This window comes from Halomonas sp. MS1, from assembly GCF_024182575.1.
In the GTDB taxonomy this organism is placed as follows: domain Bacteria; phylum Pseudomonadota; class Gammaproteobacteria; order Pseudomonadales; family Halomonadaceae; genus Vreelandella.
The window spans coordinates 417,289-434,692 of record NZ_CP098926.1; the positions used below are offsets into that span (position 1 = coordinate 417,289).

Annotated in this window: 20 protein-coding genes; 6 read left to right on the plus strand and 14 right to left on the minus strand. The window is 53.2% G+C overall.

The genetic code is table 11. The annotated features are described in order from the left end of the window. Positions 1-2: 2 nt before the first annotated feature. From NF683_RS02060 to NF683_RS02095, 8 genes are all read right to left on the minus strand, one after another. Positions 3-974 (minus strand): DUF368 domain-containing protein, encoded by a 972-nt coding sequence (locus NF683_RS02060; RefSeq protein WP_089039632.1) that lies wholly within the window; start codon positions 972-974, stop codon positions 3-5. After that, positions 971-1,648 (minus strand): protein-L-isoaspartate(D-aspartate) O-methyltransferase, encoded by a 678-nt coding sequence (locus tag NF683_RS02065; protein ID WP_038477657.1) that lies wholly within the window; start codon positions 1,646-1,648, stop codon positions 971-973. Before NF683_RS02065 ends, NF683_RS02060 begins: the two co-directional genes overlap by 4 nt. Next, positions 1,635-2,381 carry a 5'/3'-nucleotidase SurE gene (gene surE / locus NF683_RS02070; RefSeq protein WP_089039633.1) on the minus strand — a complete coding sequence of 249 codons (747 nt, stop codon included), beginning with the start codon at positions 2,379-2,381 and terminating at the stop codon, positions 1,635-1,637. The genes NF683_RS02065 and surE overlap by 14 nt, the downstream gene beginning before the upstream one ends. 50 nt (positions 2,382-2,431) lie before the next feature. Then, positions 2,432-3,481 (minus strand): tRNA pseudouridine(13) synthase TruD, encoded by a 1,050-nt coding sequence (gene truD / locus NF683_RS02075; RefSeq protein WP_253921156.1) that lies wholly within the window; start codon positions 3,479-3,481, stop codon positions 2,432-2,434. Beyond that, positions 3,474-3,962 carry a 2-C-methyl-D-erythritol 2,4-cyclodiphosphate synthase gene (gene ispF / locus NF683_RS02080; RefSeq protein ID WP_089039635.1) on the minus strand — a complete coding sequence of 163 codons (489 nt, stop codon included), beginning with the start codon at positions 3,960-3,962 and terminating at the stop codon, positions 3,474-3,476. Before ispF ends, truD begins: the two co-directional genes overlap by 8 nt. After that, complete coding sequence (ispD, locus tag NF683_RS02085; protein ID WP_253921157.1) at positions 3,962-4,678, minus strand: 2-C-methyl-D-erythritol 4-phosphate cytidylyltransferase; 717 nt, start codon at positions 4,676-4,678, stop codon at positions 3,962-3,964. Before ispD ends, ispF begins: the two co-directional genes overlap by 1 nt. Next, entirely contained in the window at positions 4,675-5,028 is a 354-nt protein-coding gene (gene ftsB, locus NF683_RS02090) for a cell division protein FtsB (protein ID WP_193068729.1), read from the minus strand. The genes ispD and ftsB overlap by 4 nt, the downstream gene beginning before the upstream one ends. 100 nt (positions 5,029-5,128) lie before the next feature. Beyond that, complete coding sequence (locus NF683_RS02095) at positions 5,129-6,277, minus strand: GNAT family N-acetyltransferase (protein WP_253921158.1); 1,149 nt, start codon at positions 6,275-6,277, stop codon at positions 5,129-5,131. A gap of 160 nt (positions 6,278-6,437) precedes the next feature. Between NF683_RS02095 and NF683_RS02100 the strand changes: the two genes are divergently transcribed. Together NF683_RS02100 and NF683_RS02105 are read left to right on the plus strand one after the other, a co-directional pair. Further along, positions 6,438-7,793: an aldehyde dehydrogenase family protein gene (locus NF683_RS02100; protein ID WP_253921159.1), complete on the plus strand. Its 1,356-nt coding sequence runs from the start codon at positions 6,438-6,440 to the stop codon at positions 7,791-7,793. 197 nt (positions 7,794-7,990) lie between these two features. After that, entirely contained in the window at positions 7,991-8,854 is an 864-nt protein-coding gene (locus NF683_RS02105) for a MurR/RpiR family transcriptional regulator (RefSeq protein ID WP_038477687.1), read from the plus strand. Positions 8,855-8,886: 32 nt separating this feature from the next. Here the strand turns inward: NF683_RS02105 and NF683_RS02110 are convergent, their stop codons facing one another. Together NF683_RS02110 and NF683_RS02115 are read right to left on the minus strand one after the other, a co-directional pair. Further along, the gene (locus tag NF683_RS02110) at positions 8,887-9,246 is read right to left on the minus strand and encodes a RidA family protein (RefSeq protein WP_038477690.1); all 360 of its coding nucleotides are present in this window, start codon (positions 9,244-9,246) and stop codon (positions 8,887-8,889) included. Positions 9,247-9,317: 71 nt separating this feature from the next. After that, complete coding sequence (locus NF683_RS02115; protein ID WP_083006767.1) at positions 9,318-9,803, minus strand: Lrp/AsnC family transcriptional regulator; 486 nt, start codon at positions 9,801-9,803, stop codon at positions 9,318-9,320. Between the two features lie 218 nt (positions 9,804-10,021). Here NF683_RS02115 and NF683_RS02120 point away from each other — a divergent pair, with 218 nt between their 5' ends. Next, positions 10,022-11,707 (plus strand): 2-isopropylmalate synthase, encoded by a 1,686-nt coding sequence (locus NF683_RS02120; protein ID WP_089039640.1) that lies wholly within the window; start codon positions 10,022-10,024, stop codon positions 11,705-11,707. A gap of 4 nt (positions 11,708-11,711) precedes the next feature. Here NF683_RS02120 and NF683_RS02125 read toward each other — a convergent pair whose 3' ends face one another. Together NF683_RS02125 and NF683_RS02130 are read right to left on the minus strand one after the other, a co-directional pair. Continuing rightward, a complete protein-coding gene (locus tag NF683_RS02125) occupies positions 11,712-12,053 on the minus strand; it encodes a TraR/DksA family transcriptional regulator (protein WP_089039641.1) in 342 nt (113 codons plus the stop codon). An 18-nt stretch (positions 12,054-12,071) separates the two neighbouring features. Further along, positions 12,072-12,926 carry a universal stress protein gene (locus tag NF683_RS02130; RefSeq protein ID WP_089039642.1) on the minus strand — a complete coding sequence of 285 codons (855 nt, stop codon included), beginning with the start codon at positions 12,924-12,926 and terminating at the stop codon, positions 12,072-12,074. Positions 12,927-13,095: 169 nt separating this feature from the next. On the opposite strand from NF683_RS02130, the gene crcB (NF683_RS02135) reads away from it, so the two are divergent. From crcB (NF683_RS02135) to NF683_RS02145, 3 genes are read left to right on the plus strand one after another with little or no spacing between them, the layout of a single operon-like run. Beyond that, positions 13,096-13,482 carry a fluoride efflux transporter CrcB gene (gene crcB, locus NF683_RS02135; protein WP_089039643.1) on the plus strand — a complete coding sequence of 129 codons (387 nt, stop codon included), beginning with the start codon at positions 13,096-13,098 and terminating at the stop codon, positions 13,480-13,482. Next, positions 13,479-13,865, plus strand: a complete 387-nt coding sequence (gene crcB / locus NF683_RS02140) for a fluoride efflux transporter CrcB (protein WP_089039644.1) — start codon at positions 13,479-13,481, stop codon at positions 13,863-13,865. Before crcB (NF683_RS02135) ends, crcB (NF683_RS02140) begins: the two co-directional genes overlap by 4 nt. 13 nt (positions 13,866-13,878) lie before the next feature. Further along, positions 13,879-14,853 carry an arsenic resistance protein gene (locus NF683_RS02145; RefSeq protein ID WP_253921160.1) on the plus strand — a complete coding sequence of 325 codons (975 nt, stop codon included), beginning with the start codon at positions 13,879-13,881 and terminating at the stop codon, positions 14,851-14,853. A 50-nt stretch (positions 14,854-14,903) separates the two neighbouring features. Here NF683_RS02145 and NF683_RS02150 read toward each other — a convergent pair whose 3' ends face one another. Further along, entirely contained in the window at positions 14,904-15,761 is an 858-nt protein-coding gene (locus NF683_RS02150) for a universal stress protein (protein WP_193061770.1), read from the minus strand. Positions 15,762-15,780: 19 nt separating this feature from the next. Beyond that, complete coding sequence (locus NF683_RS02155) at positions 15,781-17,271, minus strand: SulP family inorganic anion transporter (RefSeq protein WP_089039647.1); 1,491 nt, start codon at positions 17,269-17,271, stop codon at positions 15,781-15,783. Positions 17,272-17,404 lie beyond the last annotated feature (133 nt).

Consider the following 17,404-nt stretch of genomic DNA (forward strand, 5'->3'; position numbering starts at 1 on the left):
CCCTACTCCTTTTCAACGTCGCGCGCGTTTCCTATTGATCTATGCCCGGCATAGTGCACTGCGCGACGGTTTAATAACACCACCAATAGTGCGCCAACCACCATTAGTGCCACAACGCCTACCGTTTGTGCAGATGCACCAGACAATACCGCATAGTCACTAGGCAACAGATAACGATGAGCCAACGGGATCATTTGCCCATCAGGGCCAAGCTGATAACGTACCAGCTCTTTCCACGGCCATAACACGGGTAACGAGCCAACAATAAACCCGAGCAAAAGCTGTAGCGTAGAATCATGATGGCGACGCAGAAGCCACGACAGTAGTCGCGAGAATAACGCCAAACCAACAACACATCCCATGCCAAAAAGTATGATAATACCGATATCAAAGCTTCGAATAGCCCCTAAAATGGTGCCATAAAGTCCCATCGTAAGCAGCAAGAAGCTACCAGACACCCCTGGCAACAGCATGGCGCTAATAGCAATACAGCCTGCTACCATGACTACCAGAGCTTCATTACCAATAAGTAACACCAGCGGCATCATACCTGGCAGCGACTTGGCCAACAGCAGCCCTCCGACCATCGGCAATAAGTACCAAAATTTCCAGCCTTTTCCCGCCTTGGCGACAACAAACCCCGACGCGGCCACCAAGCCGAAGAAAAATCCCTCTATCAGCAGCGGCTGCGCTTCCATTAGCCAAAGCGCTATATGAGCCACACTGAAAAGGCTAACCGCAACGCCAAGTAGCAGCGGCACTAAAAAGGCCAAATTCAAATGCTGAGCCAGCGCTAGCCAACCACCACGACGCCAAGCGATGAAGGCGCCGGGACCAAACTGTTTGATGGTATTAATGAGTTCCTCATAAATACCGGTAATAAATGCGATCGTTCCACCTGAAACACCGGGCACCGCATCGGCTGCCCCCATCCCTGCGCCTTTTAAAAACAGCTCTACAAATCGACGCTTCAATCCACCACTCCTTGCAATAGAGGTACAAAGCGTACGGGTTCGAGCCGACGCTTTTCAAAGGCACTACCAATGCGTTTTATTTGGGTGAGCCATTGGCTACCGTCAGGCTCTTCCAATGGAGCAATGAGTACACCATCATGGCTAAGCTGCTCCAATAGAGCTTCTGGCAGCGTTTGAGCACAAGCGGTTAACAAAATCACATCAAAAGGCGCAGCTTCTTGCCACCCCTCACCACCATCCGCCACTGCCAGCGTCGCTGGGGCATCAAGCCGCCAAAGCCGCTCTGCAGCGCGTTGATGTAATGCATAAATGCGTTCGACCGAGTAAAGCATTGGCACCAGCCGGGACAGTATCAGCGTTTGATACCCCGAACCGGTCCCCACTTCAAGCACACGCTTTGGATTAGCCCGCAGCACCAGCTCGGTCATGCGCGCAACCGTCAAGGGTTGCGATAGTGTCTGACCAAAACCAATAGGCAGCGCGGTGTCTTCATACGCACGATGCGCCAGCGCTTCATCAACGAACAAGTGCCTTGGCTCAACTGCCATAATATCGAGCACCCGCGCATCCTGAATACCCTGCTGCTCAAGCCGCTCTACCATGCGATCTCGAGTCCGCTGAGAGGTCATGCCTCGTCCGCGCAGCTCGTTGGGCGAAAGCTCAGGCAAAAGCATCCAACCAGTCCTGCACGTCGCTGCGCGCGGGATGGCGCGTTAAGTCAGTTTGTAGTGGCGTAATGGAAACATAACCCGCTTCGATAGCAGAGAAGTCGGTATCTTCACCATCATCAGCGTTAGCCGCCACCGGTGCTATCCAGAAGCGCGTACGACCACGCGGATCTTTTACGGGAACAGGTTTCTCTGCTGGTCCGCGATAGCCTAAGCGGGTCACTCTGACGCCTTTAATTTCTTCCCACGGAACATCTGGCACGTTGACATTCAAGAGGGTGCGGGGTGGCAGTGATAGCTGATCGGCAGCACCGATTAAGCTGGCCGCCACTTTCGCTGCCGTCGCGAAATAGCGCTCACCACACAGCGACATAGCAATGGCAGTCATGCCCAAATTGCGCCCTTCCATGGCAGCCGCCACAGTGCCTGAATAGAGTACGTCATCGCCAAGATTGCTGCCGTGATTAATCCCCGAAATCACCAAGTCAGGACGCTCATCCCAAACGCCGTTCACGCCCAGATAAACACAGTCGGCAGGCGTACCGTCTACGCTATAAAAGCCATTATCTAACGCGGTTAAAGAGAGCGGACGAGAAAGCGTCAGCGAGTTACTGGCGCCGCTGCGGTCTCGATCGGGAGCAACCACACGTAAATTCGCATGGGCGACTAGCGCATCATGAAGTGCCCGCAAGCCCGGTGCATGGACGCCATCGTCATTGGAAAGCAGCAGTCGCCGCATTAACGTCTCCTTTATGGATGCCTAGCAAAGATAAGCGCAGGTTAGGCGCATTAAGCAAAATCCGGATGAGCAATTAACTCACTCACCACCGCCGTGGCAAAACTTCCCCGTGGTAAGGCAAATGAGAGTACCACGGCATTAGGTAATATCTCGATACTAGGCGAAATTAACCTTGCTCGCAGCGCCCGATGGGAGCGTTTCACAGCGCTTCTCACCAATCCCTCGCACAGCATTGGATGGCATGCTAGCAACCGTTTTTCGTAGTCTGCCACTTGATATTCGGCGAGTTCCCCGACACCCCACAGGGCACCGGTTGGATGAATATCAAGCGCAGCGGCACGACCGATCAGGTCGTCGTCAACGGCGTCAACGGCGTCAACGGTAAACACACTGTGCGTGCCATCCAGCATGAGCATATCGCCCGCTAGCGGCTGGCACCACGTTCCATCCGTCAAACGCTCGCTCAGCAACTCGTTAAACAAGAAGCTACGCGCGGTGGAAAGCATCATTCCTTGGCGATCATCTCGCTTGCGCCAACCTTTCGCTAGAAGAGCTTCTGCACGCTGTAAATTCCGCCCTTCAGGACCAAAACGTTGGGGTCCAAAATAGTTAGGCACACCGTGGCGACAAAGCGCCTCCCAGCGGTCAAAAAAATTCGGACGTTGAACCGCTTCACCACTAAGCCGCAAGGTAAAATGGTTCGTGCGATGGACACCGCGTTTGAGTTTTCGGGGATGCCTTGCCTGGGCCAACACCGTAATACCCACTGCCGCTAATGATTCGCTCAAATCACTTGGCGCCTCGCGTCCGGGCAAATGCACGCTTAACCACTGCCGCGTCACTGCGACACGATCCTTCATCCCGGAGTAGCCCACATCTCGAAGTGTGACACCACAAAGGCGGCTGACGCTTTTTACCACATCTAACGTGGTTTGATGGCGCTTTTCAAGACGTAACCACAGGTGCTCACCATGATTTTCAGGCGTAAAGTCCAGCTGCTCGTCGACGACAAAATCTTCTGGCTGAACGCGATAGCAACCTGGACTAGGGGCACCGAACTCGGCATCTAAGCAGCGCTGCCAAGCGGGTAAATTAAGCATTTAACGCCTCTTGGTGTTCAATCAACACCACTGCTTCAGCGGCGATACCCTCGCCTCGCCCGGTAAACCCAAGCCGTTCAGTCGTCGTGGCTTTAACATTGACCTGCCCAAGGCTAATACCTAAATCTTCAGCGATGACAGCGCGCATCGTATCAATATGCGGCGCCATTTTAGGCGCCTGCGCCATTAACGTGGCATCCAGGTTAACCACACAGAAGCCCTCTGTGTGAACCAGTTGAACCACGTGGCGCAATAAATGGCGACTATCTGCGCCAGCCCATGCTGGGTCAGTATCGGGGAAATGCCGCCCGATATCGCCGAGCGCACAGGCACCCAGCAGTGCGTCACTGATAGCATGCAGCAACACATCGCCATCCGAGTGGGCAACAAAACCATGTTCGAAAGGCAGCTTAACGCCACCAATCATCAAATGGTCGCCAACGCCAAATCGGTGCACGTCAAATCCGTGGCCAATTCGCATTAACAACTCCTTTCAGATTCAGAGGATTGGGCTACTTGCGACGCCATAATAGCGGCAGCAAGGGCAAGGTCATCAGGATGGGTGATCTTGAGATTATCACGACGCCCACTAACCAGCTTGGGGGCCTGACCAAGCGCTTCAACAGCCGAGGCTTCATCCGTGACCACACAGTGATTAGCAGCAGCGTATTCAAGGGCGCGCCGCAAAAGCGCATAGCGAAAAGCTTGAGGTGTTAACGCGTGCCACAGCCGATCCCGAGGCTCTGTTGCGGCGCTTAATTGTTCGGCATTGGCCCGTTTCATGGTGTCAGCAACCGGCATCGCCAAGAGTGCGCCACTTGAGTACTGCTGAGCAGCGTCATAAAGCGCCAGCAAATCAGATGATGTAATGCAGGGGCGTGCGACGTCATGCACCATCACCATATCGTTTGCTTGCGCATTTATAGCGTGCAGCGCATTTAAAACGCTATCCATTCGCTCCGCGCCACCCGCCACTCGTTGCCACTGGGGAAATGGCACCCATTCAGGCTCGAACCAATGATCATCACTATCCAGGCACAACACAAGATGCGCAGTGGGGAAGGCTCGGTGTAGTCGACTAAGTGTATGGGCAAGAATGGGCTTTTCGCCCAGTGGCAGGTACTGCTTAGGCTTATCAGCGCCCATTCGCTTGCCTTGCCCAGCGGCGGGCACGATTAGCCACAACGTGTGACTCATTCGTCTATGTCCTCGCTAGGCGAGCTTGGCTGAGTCACTAGCCCCGCATTGATGCCCACTAGCTCTGCTTCAATGGCAACACCCGGCACCCAAAAGAACTGCTCATCGCTGCGCACCATGCCCATGTCGCTACGCGCACGCTCTTCAATCGCATCCAGGCCGGTTTTTAGGTCGGTAACTTCAGCCGCTAACCGAGCATTGCGCTCTCGCATCGGCACATTGGCAGCCTCTTGAACGGCAACGCGCTCCTCTACCAGTTGCAAATCCTCCCAGCCACCATTACCTAGCCAAAGCTGGTATTGGAGAAGCCCCAATACAGCAAGCAGCGCAACCGTTAGCCATTTATGCATCACCGCATCCCTTTGTTTAGGCCTGAACGAGGCGCATTATGCCATCATGGGCTATTTCCAGCGAGTCACGCTTTATATGGCTGGCTTTATAAGGCGATTTTCATTTGAACGGCAATGCGTCGGTCGCCGCCTCACGATAGGCGCTGATATGGGCCCCCTCTTCTTGGCAAAATTGGGCGACTCCAGCCGCTAGGCCTGGGTGTACAAGATAGTGCAGCGAGCGTACCCGCTGGGGCGCAAAGCCGCGCACCAGCTTGTGCTCTCCTTGAGTACCGGGGTCGAACAAAGAGAGTCCCTTTTCCAGACAAAATTCAATGCCTTGGTAGTAGCAGGCTTCGAAATGGAGACAGTCGGCAACCACCTCGCTTCCCCAATAGCGGCCGTACAACGTGTTCTCGCCACGAAAATAGAGAGCAGCGGCAACAGGCTGGCCATCCAGCAGCGCCTGAACCAATACAAGCGCCTCAGGCATCGCATGACGTAATCGCTCAAAAAAAACGTCATTTAAGTAAGGAGGACGGCCCCGCTCGTGGTATGTGATCGTGTAGCAGCGAAAGAAATGCGCCATCGCTTCTTGCGTAATTGCCTCGCCCTCTAAACGGCGTAGCGTAAAGCCTTGCTCGGCGACCAAGCGACGCTCACGTTTAATCATTTTGCGACGCTTCGACGTAAGGCTCGCCAGAAAGCCTTCAAAATCACCAAAGGTGCGATCTCGCCATTGGAACTGAACGCCTTCTCGGGCAATTAACGCTGGAAACTGGCGCTGCCAGGCATCCACTTCGTCATCTTGTGCAAACAGGAGGTGCCAACTCGATAACGCTTGCTCTTCACAGTGCGTTTGCCACGTCGCTGCTAATAACCCGCGAACATCCTCCGCGTTGGCATCATCGGCAATTAAAGTACGCGTACCAGGCACCGGAGTAAACGGAATGGCACTTAATGCCTTGGGGTAATAATGGCCGCCTGCTCGCTCCAGTGCATCGGCCCATCCCCAATCAAACACATACTCACCGTAAGAGTGGTGCTTGCGATACATGGGCAACGCGCCAACTAAGCGGCTACCTTGCCATACGCAGAGATGGCAAGGCTCCCAGCCGGTCGCCTCGCAGACAGAGCCACTGCTCTCTAATGCATGCAAAAACGCGTGTCGTAGGAAAGGCTGGTCGCTACTCACCAGTGCGTCCCATTGGACGGCATCCACAGCGTCGATAGCGGGTAGCATAATGCATGACAGTGAGCGCGAAAGCATGATGCCTCCCGAGGCATATCGTTTAAATGGTGAAAGTGTGACCTTACCACCAACCAGACTGTCAGTGCTTTTGTTGATGCTGTCATTTCTATTTAGTGTGAGGTATTCAAGTAGCAGGACAAACGACTATTGTTATTAAGAATTAACCCAAGGAGCTGCCATGAAACGCGATTTAATGCGCCTGTTGCACACTCAGCGTCATGCGTTTGGCCAAGCGCCCTTTCCCTCATTAAGGTTACGACGAGAGCGCTTAGCCCGCCTTGCACGAATGACTAAGCATCACCAGCGGGAGATTATACAGGCCATTCAAACTGACTTCGGCAAGCGTAGTGAGACAGAAATACGCTTAGCGGAGATTAACGCGGTGCTGCATGCCATTCGTCATACACGGCGACACCTCTGGCATTGGATGCGCCCATACGCTGCCAACATGCCATGGCGTTTATGGCCCGCCCGCGCCCGCATCGCTCCTCAGCCACTTGGCGTGGTGGGTATTATGTCGCCCTGGAACTACCCCTGGAGCTTAGCACTGATGCCCGCTATTGATGCTGTCGCAGCGGGCAATAGCGTCATGATCAAGCCCAGCGAGTACGCTCCCAATACCAGCGCCCTACTGGCTAAGCTAGTACCGCAGTACTTTACCGATGAAGAAGTATGCGTTGTTGAAGGCGGCCCAGAGATAGCACAAGCGTTTAGCGCACTACCTTTTGATCATCTGGCGTTCACCGGCTCGACGGCGGTGGGCCGCCAAGTTGCACTTGCCGCCGCCGAGCAGTTAACCCCGGTGACGCTTGAACTAGGTGGTAAATCACCCGCTATCGTGGCGAGTGACGCTGATCTGGATCGTGCGGCCGCCTCAATTGTATTTGGCAAGGGAATGAATGCCGGCCAGACCTGCATTGCGCCGGATTATGTGCTTGTAGAAAGCCGCCACCTGGAAGCACTTATTCAGGCGCTAAGTCGAGCTATCGAACAGCAGCGCCCCAGCGATAAAGAGGCCACGGGCTTTGTCAGCCCCCACCATCAGAAGCGCAGTGAACGGTTGATAGCACAAGCGAGAGATCACGGCTGCCGCATCATCGATACCGGGCAACACGCACCAGCGCTCGTCATTGATCCAACCCAAAATCTTGAGCTGATGCAAGAGGAAATTTTTGGCCGTGCACTACCGCTTATCAGCGTTAAAAACATCGACGACGCGATCACCTTTGTGAATACCCGGCCTCACCCACTGGCACTTTATGCCTTCACCGACAATAAGTTGCTGCAAACAACCTTGCGTCACACCACTCGCTCTGGTGCGCTGGTATTTAACGAAACGCTGCTTCATCACGCGGTTCCCGCGCTGCCCTTTGGTGGCGTTGGTGAAAGCGGCATGGGGGCTTATCACGGTCGCCACGGTTTTGAACGATTCAGCCATTTACGAGGTATTTTTTATCAATCAAAACGGGCCTCTAGCGCACTGATAAGGCCGCCTTATAAACGCTGGCTATTAAAATTACTCAGGATTGGCTAAAGCTGATGAATAACAGCCTACCATCGGTTTCGAAGCCTCCTTACCCGGAGGCTAAACAAGGCTAGGCAATCGTTTAGCGACGGAGTTTATTCCCCTAGCCGAAGCGAGTGGTGATATTCTTTTAGCCAACGCTTTTTTACCTGGTGCAACGAATTGGGCACCCAACGTTCAAAAAAACATTGCCATGGAGGCTATTGATGGCGCATGACCTGCTTGACCGCTTACGCGAACGCTTAGAAGAATTAAACCGCTCAGAACGCAAAGTTGCCAATGTCATCCTGGAGGACCCAGCAGTAGCCACCAGCTTGAGCATTGCAAGCCTTGCCCAAGCGGCCAGCGTCAGCGAGCCCACGGTCAATCGGTTCTGCCGCAACTTCGGCGCCAAAGGCTACCCCGATTTTAAAATCAAACTTGCCCAAAGCCTCGCAGGCGGAACGCCCTATGTGACGCGAGCTGTCGAGCCTGGCGATACAGCAACGCAGTATACCCATAAGATTTTTGGCGCGACGATTGCCGCCCTGGACGAAGCCCAGCGCGAGGTCGATATGGCCGCTGTTGAGCGCATGGTTGATTATCTTACTCAAGCAAAACAGATCCATTTCTTTGGCTTAGGTGCCTCAGGTGCCGTCGCCCAGGATGCCCAGCACAAATTCTTCCGCTTTAACTTGCCCGTCATGGCCTATGTAGATGTGCTGATGCAGCGCATGGTGGCTGCCGCCTGTCATACCGGTGACGTAGTGGTGATTATCTCGTACACAGGCCGCACCAGAGAACTGGTCGATATCGCACGCGTTGCTCGCGAAGCAGGCGCCGTGGTGCTGGGGATCACCGCCCCGAACTCACCGCTTTCCTTGGAATGTACCTCGACTCTCGAAGTCGCCACCCCCGAGGACACCGACCACTATATGCCCATGACCTCGCGGATGATTCAACTAACGCTGATCGATGCCTTAGCCACTGGGGTTACACTCAGGCGCGGCGAAGACTTCCTACCGCACCTGAAGAAAATCAAAGATAGCCTGCGCGATACCCGCTTTCCTGTGGAAAAGGCAGGTAAGTAATCAGTAAGACAGCTATCGCTGATACGGGCCCTTTAACTGCTGACGGCAGTGGTAACGGTAATTTCTACTTTTAACTCATCAGCAGGCAGCGGCGCGCATACACAGGTGCGTGCCGGTGCATAGCCTTCGGGCACCCAGGCATCCCACACCTCGTTCATTGCTGCAAAATCATTACCGTCTTTAAGGTAGATGGTCGCGCTCAGTAGCTGCTCGCGGCTGGAGCCAATTTCTTTTAGCAAGGCATCGACCCTTGCCAGCATACTCTCGGTTTGCTCCTTAATTCCTTCGTGGCGCGCTTCAGGACCGCTTACCTGACCACACAAATAGGCCACACCTTGATGAATAACGGCACGGCTCATACGGGCTTTTGTATCATGGCGCTGAATTGTCATGGTTCAATCTCCTGAGTAAGACAAAAAAAGCAGTGTAAACCGCCACCGCTTCGTTGCCTATGCCTTCTTAATCAAGCGCGCTCCGTAGGCACGGGGCGATGCTCGAAGACTCGTCGCAAAACAAAGCTGGTGTGAGCTCCGGTGACGCCTTCAATACGGTTGATCACGTGCAGTAAAAGGTGCTGATAATCGTCCATATCACGAACCAGTATCTTGAGCTGAAAATCTGCCGCTTGGCCGGTGATAATCAAACACTCAATCACGTTGGGAATTTTACGAATATGACGTTCGAAGTTATCAAACCGTTCGGGAGTATGTTGATCCATTGAAATGTGCAGCAACACCATCAGTTGATAGCCTAGCTGCCGCGCATCAACATCGGCCCGATATTGGGTAATTAAGCCGTGCTCCTCTAGCGCACGCACCCGGCGCAAGCAAGGTGAAGGGGAAAGCCCAATGCGCTCGGCTAACTCCTGGTTACTAATCCGCCCTTCCTGCTGTAACACATTCAGAATGTGGCGATCAAAACGATCAAGTTCAAGCGGCACGACAGGCATAACAAGCAGCTCCTACCAATAAAAAATAACAATACGACATTTATTGCCAATTATTGGCGATAAAACCATATTTTCGCAATAACCTTTCGCCTTACTTCAAGTAAACTGTATTGACTGTCACAAGCAGTCCCTACACGGTGCCTTACCCAGACACCTGTTAACGCGGCTTACGCCACAAGCGGCCGTCCAACTAACTTACCGCCTTCAGGAAACTCACCATGTCTGCTTTTGATCATCGCAAATACCGCCCTGCTCCGCGTGTTCCCGCCTTCAACCGCCAATGGCCTGACCGCGACCTAACGCAAGCGCCCATTTGGCTAAGTGAAGACCTACGCGATGGCAACCAGGCGCTACTAGAGCCGATGACGGTTGAGCAAAAGCAACGCTTTTGGCAGCAGATTATTAAGGTAGGTATTAAAGAAGTGATGGTGGGCTTTCCCTCAGCTAGCCAACCAGACTACGACTTTGTCCGCTGGCTAATTGAAGAAGACCAAATTCCAGACGATGTCACTATTGCGGTACTCGTGCAGTGCCGTGAACACTTAATCGAGAAAACCTTTGCATCTCTGACGGGCGTCAAGCGCGCCATTATTCACCTGTATAACTCCACTTCGACCATCCAGCGCGAGCGGGTGTTTGAGATGGATCGAGCTGGCATTACCGATATTGCCGTGCAAGGCGCTACCTGGGTGAAGACCTATGCTGCCCAACACCCAGATGCTGACTGGCGCTTCCAATATTCGCCGGAAAGCTTCTCTAGCACTGAAATCGATTTTTCACTGGCCATCTGCGAAGCGGTGATGGATGTCTGGCAGCCAACGCCTGACAACAAATGCATCCTCAACTTGCCCACCACAGTAGAAGTTGCGGGGCCGCATCATCATGCTGACCAGATTGAATACTTTTGCCAGCACATCAGCCGTCGCGATAGCGTGATTATTTCGGTACATACCCACAACGACCGTGGTGGTGCAGTTGCTTCAGCAGAATTGGCACTGTTGGCGGGAGCTGACCGCGTCGAAGGCACGCTACTGGGTAACGGCGAGCGCACCGGCAATATGGACATTGTTACCTTGGCGATGAACCTGTACAGCCAAGGCATCGACCCGCAGCTGGATCTTTCTAACCCGGACGAGATCGTTCAGGTGGTGCATGAGTGTACTGGTATTACTATGCATCCGCGCCACCCCTGGGTTGGCGAGATGGTATATACCGCGTTTTCTGGCAGCCACCAGGATGCTATTCGTAAATCCCTCAAGCATCAAAAGCCCGACGAGCCGTGGCAAGTGGCTTACCTACCCATTGACCCGCATGATATTGGCCGCGACTACCAAGCCGTTATCCGGGTGAATAGCCAGTCTGGCAAAGGCGGCATGGCTTTTTTGCTGGAGCGAGACTACGGCATTAATTTACCGCGTTGGATGATGCTGGCCCTTGCTCCTTACGTGCAACAAGAGAGCGAGCGCCGCAACGGCGAGCTTTCCAGTGAAATCATTCGCCAAGTGATGTTTGATAATTTCACTCAAGATGCGCCACTGGCATTGGCCGATTACCGGCTATCAAAAGGCCAGCACGAGGGAATAGAAATAACCCTTTGGCAAGGCGCTGAAACACTGCGCTTGTCAGGTACCGGCAACGGCGCCATGTCATCCTTCACTGATGCCTGGAAGAAGCATTCGGGCAGCAATGTAGCCATTATTGACTACAGTGAGCACTCCTTGGGTGGCGACAGCGAAGCCAATGCGATTGCCTTTGTGCAACTGAATATTGATGGACAACGACTTTGCGCCGTGGCCGAAGATAGTGACACCGTTAGCGCATCGCTGAAGGCGCTGCTGTCAGGCATTAATATGGCGCAGGCCACCAAGCAGCATCAGCAGAAAGACGCTGCTATTGAGGCCTAAGCGCTTACTCAGCACACTCGATACATGTCAGCACTAACGGGTCCCAGGTGAGGCGTTTGGCACCAATCCATTCGCCACACTTGATGCACTCGCCAAAGTTCTCTTGCTCAATACGCTGCAAGGCGCCGCTAATACGCTTAAGCGTCATTTGGCGGCGCTGCTCTTCTGCCTTTGCCATGGCTTGGCCCTGCAGCGCATCCATACGTGACAGCCGCCCTACCGACGTTTGATCAAGCACCACCGTCTCTCTTGAAGACGCGCTTTCAATGCTCTCCTCTCGTAAAGAAACCTCTAGCGCTAACAGCTTTTGGTGTATCGCGGCTATGTCTACCTCAGGGTGGTTCATCTGCGCCTCCTAGTGACCTCAGCGCAGAATCAGCACCGGCAAATGGGCATTGCGTAGCATGGCGGTCGTCGTACTACCCACTAACAAGTGACGAATACGCGAATGGCCATAGGCACCCATGACCAACAGGTCAATACCGTGCTCCTGCTTGTAAGCGCGCAAGGTTTCTTCCACGTCACCAGCGCGAATTGCGCCTTCAGCGTGGTGTCCAGCAGACTCAAGGACATCGATTGCCCACTCAAGCTGTGATCGGTTTTCTGCCGTCTCAGCGCCCACGATCACAACATGGCAGGCAGCGCCTTCAAAGAGCGGGCTTTTGGCCAGCATCTCAATGCCTTTGCGGGCCGTTTTGCTGCCATCAAACGCCATCATCACGTTTTTCGGCTGCGTAAACTGCTTAGGCACCATCAATAGCGGACGATGCATCTCACGCACGACGCGTTCAAGGTTAGAGCCTAAATGGCCACTGGCTTGATGCGCAGTTTCGCCACGCTTGCCTAACACCAGTAAGCGCATCTCCTTTTCGTTCTCAACCAAGGTCTCTACCAACGTACCGTTACGCTGAAGGCAGAGTGGATCAGCAATACCAGCTTCGATTGCGCGTGCTTTTGCCGCATCGAGCATATAGCGCCCCTGCTCACGGGCAACTTTCGCGCGCTGTTCTTCAATATCAGAAAGCTTTTCAAGCAGATGCTCTCGAGTCCCTAAACCTAAATGACCGGTTAGGTCAGGCTCTGCCACCAGGGAGTGGTTATCCAGGGTATGAATAAAGCTTAATGGCGCACCAAGTGCCTTGGCGGCCCAGACAGCATAATCACAGATACTTTCTGAATATTGAGATCCATCAATAGCGGCGAACACGCGATCAGACATAGAAGCGACTCCTTGAGCGGGTGCGTTAAGATTTTTATTATTCTCACTCTTTTTTACACGAACTTATTGACCAGCGACACCTTAACGCGTTCTTTGTATTCATCCCTATCGTTATGGGGTGGATGGTACACTTAGCAGCCTATCAACGCGGCCAGTTAAAGGAGTTACGATGGGGCATGGTATCGCGAGCATGCTACTGGTAGCACTTGGCGGCGCATTGGGCGGCATGGGTCGCTATGCCGTTTCTAACCTTATGGCCCACCTGCTGGGCAAAGCCTTCCCTTGGGGTACCTTACTGGTGAATGCCAGCGGTGCGTTTATAGCGGGCGGGCTTCTTGGTTACTACGGCGTGCCAAGCGCACAGCCGCTGTGGCTATTTACTGTTGCAGGCTTGCTAGGTGGCTACACCACCGTTTCTTCATTTAGCTTACAAACTATTGAGCTATGGCAAAGCGGCCAAGCGCTGCGTGCCGCCTTAAATATTGCCGCTACCCTAGTGCTCGGCATGGTGATGGCCATGCTCGGTTGGCTGTTGGCTAAGGGGTTGTTGCTATGAACTGGCGAGCTTACCTAGCCGTCGGGATTGGTAGCGGGCTTGGCAGTGCACTTCGCTACGGGGTATCTCTCGTGTCTTTGGCAGCATTTGGTGGCTATTTCCCCTGGGGCACGCTGCTGGTTAACGTGCTGGGTTCTGGGATCATCGGTTGGATTGCCGCTACCGCCTCACGTTTTCCGAACGGCAAGCTTGCGCACTGGCAGCCGCTGTTAGTGGCCGGTTTTTGTGGCGGCTTTACCACGTTTTCACTCTTTAGCCTGGAAACACTGCACCTTATTCAACAAGGGCTTTCTGGGCTAGCGCTGCTTTATGTACTTATCAGCCTACCGCTTTGGTTACTGGCGGCCTGGCTAGGGGAACGCATAGCGCTTTCTCGTCTATAACCATAGGTATTTTATGCGCGAGCAGTTAGAGCGACAGCAGTCCTGGTTTTACCTAGGGTTTATCTGCTTAGGGCTTACATTAGGTCTGATAGCTCCCTTACTAGCGTCATCACTTGAACAGCTGTTATGGCCGCTACTTGGCATACTGCTCTACGCCACTTTTACCCAAATACCGCTATTACATATCAAGCAAAGCGTTACCGATAAACGCTTTATGGCAGCGCTGCTGATTGGCAACTTCATTATCATTCCTGCGCTACTGGGGGTGTTGGTGCTAGGTCTTTTAGTAATGGGGCTACCACTTCCCCCACCGGTAATGGCGGGTGTTTTGCTAGTGCTACTGATGCCCTGCACAGACTGGTTTATTACCTTCACGCACTTAGGCAAAGGCGATGCCGCCCGGGCTGTTGCGGCAACGCCACTGCTGCTGCTCATCCAAATGGCCGCATTGCCCGTTTATCTGTGGCTATTTTTAGGCGGAGAGTGGTTTCAGTTAACCTTTTCTACCAACCTTCTCAGCGCATTTGCTGGACTGATCCTGCTGCCCTTGAGTTTGGCATGGCTGACAGAACTTGCCGCCAAGCGATCTTCAGCTATCAAACGCTCTGTGGGCTGCCTCATTTATTTACCAGTGCCGCTGCTAGCACTGGTGGTGTTCATCATTGCCGCGTCGCAGGTGAATAGCGTGCTAGGGCTTAGCCATGTGCTGTGGCAGGTTGTGTTTATCTTTATCGGCTTTTTAGTCATCGCTGGGTTGTTGGGTAAAGCGTTAGGCAGTCTATTCAAACTACCGCTTACCAGCGCCCGAACACTTGCCTTTAGTTTTGGCACGCGCAATTCGTTTGTCATGCTGCCCATTGCGCTTACCCTGCCCAATGGCTGGCAAGCCGCGGTAGTCGTTATTGTTTTTCAATCGCTAGTGGAGTTATTTGGCATGATAGCGTTGATACGCTGGGTGCCCGGCAAGCTAATTCCGAGCCAGCTATAAAAAACGCCGGCCCCTTAGCGTGGTGACCGGCGTTAAAGCGTACGTATTGATTAACGCAATATCAGTACCGGAATTCGGCTACCGCGTAACATCGCTGTGGTGGTACTGCCGACCAGCAAGTGGCGAATACGCGAGTGGCCATAAGCGCCCATCACTAGAAGGTCGATCGCATGCTCCTGCTCGTACGCTTGCAAGGTGTCGTCTACCTCACCGGAACGGATGGCGCCTTCGGCTTGGTGGCCGGCATCGCGTAGCGTCGTCAACGCCCAATCAAGCTCGCTGCGATGCTCGGCGGTTTCAGCACCCACAATTAGCACATGGCATTCGGCACCGGTAAATAACGGCGAACGCGCCAGCATTTCCACCCCTTTACGGGCAGTTTTGCTACCGTCAAACGCAATCAGTACCTTTTCAGGTTGCTTAAAGGCTTTGGGCACCATGAGCATTGGGCGATGCATTTCACGCACCACACGCTCAAGGTTAGAACCTAGGTGGCCGCTGGCGTGGTGAGCGGTTTCACCACGCTTGCCTACCACCAACAAACGTATGTCTTTCTCTAGCTCTACCAAGGTTTCGACCAGCGTGCCGTTAAGCTGGCGAATAATGGGATCAGCGACTCCATCTTCTACTGCCCGTGCCTTGGCAGCTTCCAGCATAAGCTTGCCTTGTTCACGGTTTACCTTAGCGCGCTGTTCATCAAGCTCAGAAAGCTCTTTCATCAAGCGCTCGCGGGCACCAAATCTTAGGTTACCCGACAAATTTTGCTCTGCTGGCACATCAGAATGATTATCCACCACATGCACAAAGCTAAGCGGCGCATTTAATGCCAAGCTTGCCCAAGCGGCGTAGTCACAGACGCTTTCTGCATACTGGGAGCCATCAATCGCGGCGAGTACGTGTTCAGTCATATCGCTCTCCTTGCGGTGGTTAGTGGCCGCCCATTAGCTTTTCAACTGCTTCAGGGTCGTTGTGTACCGCGTAACGATCTACCACGGTGGCACTGGCCTCACTCAAGCCCACCAGCTCCACCTCAGTACCTTCACGACGGAACTTAATCACCACGCGGTCCAGGGCCTGAACAGCGGTAATATCCCAGAAGTGGGCACGGGAAAGGTTGATGGTGACCTTATCGATGCTCTCTTTAAGATCGAAGGCCGCAATAAAACGCTCAGAAGAGGCAAAGAACACTTGGCCAACTACTTGGTATTCACGCTCTTTACCGGGCTCTACTTCTTTCGAGCCGATATACAGGATGTTGCCAACTTTATTAGCAAAGAACATCGCCGCCAGCAGTACACCGACAAAGACACCAATCGCTAAATTGTGCGTCCCAACAGTCACCGCTACTGTGGCTAGCATAACGATATTGGTACTCACCGGATGTTTTTTAAGGTCGCGAATCGACTCCCAGCTAAAGGTGCCAATCGATACCATAATCATCACCGCTACCAGCGCTGCCATAGGAATCTGCGAGACCCAATCAGCGAGAAAGACCACCATCAACAACAGAACAACACCAGCGATAAGCGTTGAGAGTCGAGTCCGGCCACCGGATTTTATGTTGATGACTGACTGACCAATCATTGCACAGCCTGCCATACCGCCCAGTAAACCCGATCCGATATTAGCGATACCCTGACCTTTACACTCACGGTTTTTATCGCTGGGTGTATCCGTTAAGTCATCAACAATGGTGGCTGTCATCATAGATTCCAGAAGGCCCACCACCGCCAGCATGATGGCGTAGGGAAAAATGATCATTAGCGTTTCTAAATTAAGCGGCACGCTAGGCCATAAGAACATTGGCAGTGTATCGGGCAGTTCGCCCATATCACCTACCGTGCGTATATCCATGCCGCTTACCATATACACCCCGGTAAGCACCACGATGCATACCAGAGGAGAAGGAACCGACTTTCCAATCGCCGGCAAGTACGGGAAGAGATAGATAATGCCTAAGCCTGCTAGCGTCATGGCATACACATGCCACGTCACATTAGTTAACTCGGGCAGTTGCGCCATGAAGATTAATATCGCTAGCGCATTCACGAACCCGGTGACCACCGAACGGGATACAAAACGCATCAGCTCTGCAAGTTTTAAGTAGCCTGCGATAATCTGTAATACCCCAGTCAATAGCGTGGCCGCTAGTAAGTACTCCAGGCCATGTTCGCGAACTAAGGTAACCATCAGTAGCGCCATCGCACCGGTAGCTGCTGAAATCATACCCGGGCGACCACCAGTAAAGGCGATCACTACCGCGATACAAAACGAGGCGTATAGGCCCACTTTGGGGTCAACGCCCGCAATAATCGAAAATGCAATCGCTTCAGGAATTAGCGCTAGGGCAACAACGATGCCTGAGAGCGTGTCGCCTTTGATGTTAGAGAACCACTCTTGCTTACTGAAAAGTGCCATTCAGGGAGTCCATAGTTGAAGGTGAAACACTACGCACTACCGCCACACCGAGGTGAAACGAGAACGCGCAATTAAGCGAATAGGTTGTCAAAACAGTGCTGCATCACGAAGATACGGGGCAGCATCAATAGCC

What these genes read in the sequence shown, in the direction of transcription:
- NF683_RS02065 (WP_038477657.1), bottom strand. Translation starts at nt 1,648, where the DNA reads ATGCTTTTGCCTGAGCTTTCGCCCAACGAGCTGCGCGGACGAGGCATG.
- surE (WP_089039633.1), bottom strand. Translation starts at nt 2,381, where the DNA reads ATGCGGCGACTGCTGCTTTCCAATGACGATGGCGTCCATGCACCGGGC.
- truD (WP_253921156.1), bottom strand. Translation starts at nt 3,481, where the DNA reads ATGCTTAATTTACCCGCTTGGCAGCGCTGCTTAGATGCCGAGTTCGGT.
- ispF (WP_089039635.1), bottom strand. Translation starts at nt 3,962, where the DNA reads ATGCGAATTGGCCACGGATTTGACGTGCACCGATTTGGCGTTGGCGAC.
- ispD (WP_253921157.1), bottom strand. Translation starts at nt 4,678, where the DNA reads ATGAGTCACACGTTGTGGCTAATCGTGCCCGCCGCTGGGCAAGGCAAG.
- ftsB (WP_193068729.1), bottom strand. Translation starts at nt 5,028, where the DNA reads ATGCATAAATGGCTAACGGTTGCGCTGCTTGCTGTATTGGGGCTTCTC.
- NF683_RS02095 (WP_253921158.1), bottom strand. Translation starts at nt 6,277, where the DNA reads ATGCTTTCGCGCTCACTGTCATGCATTATGCTACCCGCTATCGACGCT.
- NF683_RS02100 (WP_253921159.1), top strand. Translation starts at nt 6,438, where the DNA reads ATGAAACGCGATTTAATGCGCCTGTTGCACACTCAGCGTCATGCGTTT.
- NF683_RS02105 (WP_038477687.1), top strand. Translation starts at nt 7,991, where the DNA reads ATGGCGCATGACCTGCTTGACCGCTTACGCGAACGCTTAGAAGAATTA.
- NF683_RS02110 (WP_038477690.1), bottom strand. Translation starts at nt 9,246, where the DNA reads ATGACAATTCAGCGCCATGATACAAAAGCCCGTATGAGCCGTGCCGTT.
- NF683_RS02115 (WP_083006767.1), bottom strand. Translation starts at nt 9,803, where the DNA reads ATGCCTGTCGTGCCGCTTGAACTTGATCGTTTTGATCGCCACATTCTG.
- NF683_RS02120 (WP_089039640.1), top strand. Translation starts at nt 10,022, where the DNA reads ATGTCTGCTTTTGATCATCGCAAATACCGCCCTGCTCCGCGTGTTCCC.
- NF683_RS02125 (WP_089039641.1), bottom strand. Translation starts at nt 12,053, where the DNA reads ATGAACCACCCTGAGGTAGACATAGCCGCGATACACCAAAAGCTGTTA.
- NF683_RS02130 (WP_089039642.1), bottom strand. Translation starts at nt 12,926, where the DNA reads ATGTCTGATCGCGTGTTCGCCGCTATTGATGGATCTCAATATTCAGAA.
- crcB (WP_089039643.1), top strand. Translation starts at nt 13,096, where the DNA reads ATGGGGCATGGTATCGCGAGCATGCTACTGGTAGCACTTGGCGGCGCA.
- crcB (WP_089039644.1), top strand. Translation starts at nt 13,479, where the DNA reads ATGAACTGGCGAGCTTACCTAGCCGTCGGGATTGGTAGCGGGCTTGGC.
- NF683_RS02145 (WP_253921160.1), top strand. Translation starts at nt 13,879, where the DNA reads ATGCGCGAGCAGTTAGAGCGACAGCAGTCCTGGTTTTACCTAGGGTTT.
- NF683_RS02150 (WP_193061770.1), bottom strand. Translation starts at nt 15,761, where the DNA reads ATGACTGAACACGTACTCGCCGCGATTGATGGCTCCCAGTATGCAGAA.
- NF683_RS02155 (WP_089039647.1), bottom strand. Translation starts at nt 17,271, where the DNA reads ATGGCACTTTTCAGTAAGCAAGAGTGGTTCTCTAACATCAAAGGCGAC.